The 5,613-nt window shown below is 42.2% G+C and carries 4 protein-coding genes; all 4 read left to right on the top strand.

The features are described 5' to 3' along the window. Positions 1-301: 301 nt before the first annotated feature. The 4 genes from ACYQ21_RS14540 (at position 302) to ACYQ21_RS14525 (ending at position 5,451) form a co-directional block, all read left to right on the top strand. Positions 302-1,858 carry a peptide chain release factor 3 gene (locus ACYQ21_RS14540; RefSeq protein WP_460059307.1) on the top strand — a complete coding sequence of 519 codons (1,557 nt, stop codon included), beginning with the start codon at positions 302-304 and terminating at the stop codon, positions 1,856-1,858. Positions 1,859-2,114: 256 nt separating this feature from the next. Continuing rightward, positions 2,115-3,008, top strand: coding sequence for an AraC family transcriptional regulator (locus ACYQ21_RS14535; protein ID WP_460059305.1), 894 nt, complete (start codon positions 2,115-2,117; stop codon positions 3,006-3,008). Positions 3,009-3,083: 75 nt separating this feature from the next. After that, positions 3,084-3,629 carry a flavodoxin domain-containing protein gene (locus ACYQ21_RS14530; RefSeq protein ID WP_460059304.1) on the top strand — a complete coding sequence of 182 codons (546 nt, stop codon included), beginning with the start codon at positions 3,084-3,086 and terminating at the stop codon, positions 3,627-3,629. Positions 3,630-3,891: 262 nt separating this feature from the next. After that, complete coding sequence (locus ACYQ21_RS14525; protein ID WP_460059302.1) at positions 3,892-5,451, top strand: DEAD/DEAH box helicase; 1,560 nt, start codon at positions 3,892-3,894, stop codon at positions 5,449-5,451. Positions 5,452-5,613 lie beyond the last annotated feature (162 nt).

Raw genomic sequence — 5,613 nt, 5'->3', positions numbered from 1 at the left:
TGCCATATTTATATTATATCAAAACCAACCGTCTACAACAAGTGTGAAGTTGTAAAAAACTATCATATCCCTTGATATAATAGCTTTTGGGGGTGTATTTTTTAGTTTTAACTGTCAAACTCGGGAATATGAAAGGTGCGTGAATTTTTAATGACGAATATGACAATTTATTACAAAAGGACTTTTAGAAATGTGCTATAATAGTAATAATTGAGTAAAAAATTGAGGTAACTATTATTATGTAAACTAGACATCGAGTTAGACATGACAAGAGTTGATATAAACACCTAAAGGAAGAATAATGACATTAGAAACAGATATTAAACGTAGACGCACTTTTGCTATCATCAGTCACCCGGATGCTGGTAAAACGACAATTACTGAGCAATTGCTCTATTTTGGTGGTGAAATTCGTGAGGCAGGAACTGTTAAAGGTAAGAAAACAGGTCATTTTGCCAAGTCTGACTGGATGGATATTGAAAAACAACGTGGGATTTCAGTGACATCATCAGTCATGCAGTTTGACTATGCCGGTAAGCGCGTCAATATCCTAGATACACCCGGGCATGAGGACTTTTCAGAAGATACTTACCGGACTTTGATGGCTGTTGATGCTACGGTCATGGTGATTGACAGTGCCAAGGGTATCGAGGCACAGACTAAAAAACTTTTCCAAGTTGTCAAACAGCGTGGGATTCCAGTCTTCACTTTCATCAATAAACTCGACCGTGACGGTCGTGAGCCGCTTGATTTGTTGGCGGAACTTGAAGATGTCTTGGGCATTCTCTCAACGCCGATGAACTGGCCGATTGGGATGGGTAAAAACTTTGAAGGTCTCTATGACATGCACAATAAACGTTTGGAACTCTACAAAGGTGACGCACGTTTCGTTGATTTTGCGCAGGGCGACCAAGTTTTTGCACAAAATCCGTTCTATCAACAGGCTAAAGATGATATTGAATTGATGACAGAAGCCGGTAATCCTTTTGATGCTGAGGCAGTTCTCGCTGGCGATTTGACACCTGTCTTCTTTGGGTCAGCTTTGACGAATTTTGGGGTGCAGACTTTCCTCAATTCATTTTTAGACTATGCACCTGAGCCGCAGGGGCACAAGACGACAAATGATGAGGTTGTGTCACCTACGACCCCTGAGTTTTCAGGTTTTGTCTTTAAAATCCAAGCCAACATGGACCCACGTCATCGTGATCGTATCGCTTTTGTTCGGATTATTTCAGGCGAGTTTGAGCGTGGTATGTCGGTCAAACTAGCGCGGACGGGTAAAGCCGTGAAGCTTAGTAATGTGACCCAGTTTATGGCGGAGGCGCGTGAGAACGTGGAAAATGCCGTGGCAGGGGACATTATCGGGGTTTATGATACGGGGACTTATCAGGTTGGCGATACGCTGACAACGGGGCAACTTAAAGTGGAGTTCGAGCCACTCCCAATCTTTACGCCGGAACTTTTCATGAAAGTTTCAGCGAAAAATGTCATGAAGCAAAAATCTTTCCATAAAGGCATTGAGCAACTGGTGCAAGAGGGCGCAATTCAGCTTTATAAAAACTACCAGACTGGCGAGTACATGCTGGGTGCGGTTGGTCAACTTCAGTTTGAAGTTTTCCAACATCGCATGGTGGGCGAGTACAATGCCGAAGTGGTCATGACGCCAATGGGTAAAAAGACGGTGCGCTGGATTAAGCCAGAAGATTTGGATGAGCGGATGTCTAGCTCACGCAATATTTTAGCCAAAGACCGTTTTGATAATCCTTTGTTCTTGTTTGAAAATCAGTTTGCAGAACGTTGGTTTGCCGACAAATATCCGGATGTTGTCTTGAGTGATACACCGTTTGTTGAGCGATGATATAAGTAGTAAACTTCTGATGTGTGAGCATCAGGAGTTTTTTTGAAATAAGATTATTTATCTCTCTTTTTATTGCATAGAATGATAAGCAAACTGTTTTAAAGTCTGCTATACTGTGTTTATAGAAGAATTTCCAATGATGCTGTTTTGAAAGTCTTTGAGAGGACGAAGTTCGCGAATGTCCCCGCTTGGCAGGAGCGCAAGCGGCTGTCAAGTTTCAAGATTTCATGAAGTGAAATCGTGGAAAGGAGAAAATATGGATTGGTTTAAACGCATGAACGATGCCATCGCTTATATTGAAGGAAATTTAGATGATGAGATTGATTATCATCAAATTTCAAGATTAACGCATTGCTCAGTTTATCATTTTCAACGGATGTTTTCGTTCATGGCGAATATCAGTGTTGCGACTTATATTCGACGCCGAAGACTGACGCTTGCTGCGATTGATTTACAGGCGAGTGAAGAAAAGGTAATTGATATCGCGATGAAATACGGTTATGAGTCACCTACGGCATTTTCACGTGCGTTTCAAAAGTTTCACGGATTTGCCCCCTCTCATGCTAAAAATGAAGGTGTTGAATTTACGTCTTATCCACCGCTAGCTTTCCAAATAACAGTAAAAGGAGTGACTGCAATGAATTACAGAATCGAAAAGAAGGACGCCATCCGAATCGTTGGCGCAAAACTCACAACAACGACACTTGACGACAAAAACTTACATGACATTCCAGAATTTTGGACACAATGTAACCAAAGTGGCTTATCTATGAAAATTGCGAGTTTGATTGAGACAGTTCCTTTGGATGGCGAGAATGCACCTAACACCCTTGCTGGATTACTAGGCGTTTGTGTAATGCCACCGAATGGCGGTGAGGTATTTGATTACTATATCGCTGCTGCGACGGATAAACCCGTACCAGAGGGAATGACAGACCATGTCATACCTGCTGCGCAATATGCTGTATTTCAAAGTATCGGCTCACTACCACATGCTTTGCAGGACTTGACCCAACGTATCTTTACCGAATGGTTACCATCTTCTGGCTATGAATATGGAGACGGTGCGGATATAGAAGTTTACAGTGATGGGGATACCCAAGCGGAGAATTATAAGGCTGAAGTCTGGGTACCGATTGCGAAGAGCTGATATCTTGTGCGATAAACGTAATTGAGATAGCGATTGATAAGTGTTTGCTTAGGCGCTTGAGAGAGGACATAGCAGATGAAAAAAATTGCGGTGATTTACAAGTCAAATTATGGTGCGACCAAGCAATATGCGCAATGGATAGCCACGGCATTACAGGCTGATTTATTTGAAAGAAAGGTTGTGACACCTGCCATGCTTGGTGATTATGATTGCATCATTTATGGTGGTGGTCTGTATGCAAGTGGTGTGATTGGCTCAGATATTGTGGCAAAAAATCCATGTCAACAGCTCCTTGTTTTTACAGTAGGGCTTGCTGACCCAGCTAAGGCAGACTATCAGGCTATCATGAGTCGCGCTTTTCCGAATCTAGCTTATCAACCAGAGAAAGTCTGGCATTTTAGAGGTGCGATAGATTATAGCAAGTTGGGTTTCTTACATCGAAATTTGATGAAAGTGGTTAAGAAATCAGCTGAGAAAAAGCCTGAGTCGCAACGTAATGAAGATGAAAAAGTGATGTTAGCAACCTATGGTCAACAAGTTGATTTTATAGATCAAACAGTTATAAAATCGTTGATAGATTATGTTAATGAGAAGTCATCAGGTATGAAAACGTATTCTTAAACCCATCCCTATCATTTGCCCCAAAATTGTGCTATACTGGTTAAGTTGTCCAATCGGGGCAGCCGTAACTCAATGGAGTATTTGGATTTAGCGTTTTGAGCTTGTTTGCTTGAAATGCAGACAAGTTTTTATATCGTGATAGTTTTGAGGTGCGCATTTTGAAGTCATCTCAGCTATCTAAAATGTTGATTTACCAGCATTTTGACACAGAAAACTAGAAAAAATAACCGAAAACTCCACTTCTATATGAATGGAGAAATACTTGAAATTTACAGAACTCGGATTGTCAGAAGACATCCTATCAGCCATCGTTAAAGCTGGCTACGAAACACCAACACCAATCCAAGAACAAACAATCATGCTCGCCCTTGATGGCAAAGATGTGATTGGTCAAGCCCAAACAGGTACTGGTAAAACAGCAGCTTTTGGTCTACCAACCTTGAATAAAATCGACACGACTGGTGGTTTGCAAGCGATTGTCATCGCACCAACGCGTGAATTAGCAGTGCAATCACAAGAAGAACTTTTCCGTTTTGGTCGCGATAAAGGCATCAAAGTACGCTCAGTCTTTGGTGGTGCAAGCATTGAAAAGCAAATTAACGCCCTCAAGTCTGGCGCACATGTCGTTGTCGGCACACCGGGTCGAATGGTTGACTTGATTAAGCGTCGTGCTTTGAAACTTGGCGACATTGAGACATTAATTCTTGACGAAGCAGATGAAATGCTGAACATGGGCTTCATCGATGACCTTGAATTCATCATCAAAGCGACACCAGCTGAACGCCAAACCCTCCTGTTCTCAGCAACAATGCCTGACGCCATCAAGAAAATCGGCGTGAAATTCATGAAAGACCCGCAACATATCAAAATCGTTTCGAAAGAAATGACGTCTGATTTGATTGACCAATACTACATTAAGACAAAAGAATTTGAGAAATTTGATGTCTTGACACGTTTGATTGATGTGCAAAGACCTGAATTGGCAATCATCTTCGGTCGGACAAAACGTCGTGTTGACGAAATCACACGTGGTTTGAAATTACTCGGCTACCGTGCTGAGGGGATTCATGGCGACTTGGCACAACAAAAACGTTTGGCTGTCTTGCGTGACTTTAAAAATGACAATCTTGACGTTTTGGTCGCAACTGATGTTGCGGCGCGTGGTCTGGATATTTCTGGTGTTACGCACGTTTATAACTACGATATCACACAAGACCAAGAATCATATGTTCACCGTATCGGCCGTACGGGTCGTGCTGGTAAATCTGGTTTATCCATCACTTTCGTGTCTAACAATGAAATGGGTTACTTACGTGCCATTGAGCGTTTGACTAAGAAAGAAATGAAAGGCATGAAGCCACCAACACGCGAAGAAGCTTACCAAGCTAGCCTCGCTGTTGCTTTCGACGAAATCAAACGTGATTTGACTGATCCAAAAATCTCAGCCAAATTGGATAAATTTGATGAGGATGCTGAAAACTTACTTGCTGAATATGATGCCAAACTTTTGGTTTCACTCTTGCTCCAAGCTAAGGTTAATGATCCTGATACACGTCCTAAAGTAGAAATCGCTGCTGAAAAACCACTACCATTTAACGGTGAAGGTGGCAAAGGCGGCGGCCGTGGTGGCAATCGTGGCGGCGGCCGCGGACGTAACGATCGTCGTGGTGGCGGTGGTTACAACCGTGATCGCCGTGGTGGTGGTCGCGACCGTGATGACCGCAACAAAAAAGATTACTACAAAAAAGATAAACAAAAAGTTCACCCTAAAGCGACTGAAAAGAAACCCGGTTTCGTGATTCGTAATAAGGGCGATAAATAAGATAAAACTGAAAAGTCGGCAACGGCTTTTTATGTTATATTCCCGAGTTTGACAGTTAAAAATCAGAAAAACACTATTCCGCCTTGTGATATAAGGAGTTATAGCGTTTTGTTCTCAATTATTTTTGTTGTATACACACCCCTCTTGCGAATTGTCTCAGCT

This window comes from Pseudolactococcus yaeyamensis (assembly GCF_054658615.1).
Note: the sequence above shows the minus strand (reverse complement) of the source record. Positions and strands in the feature narration are given on the sequence as shown.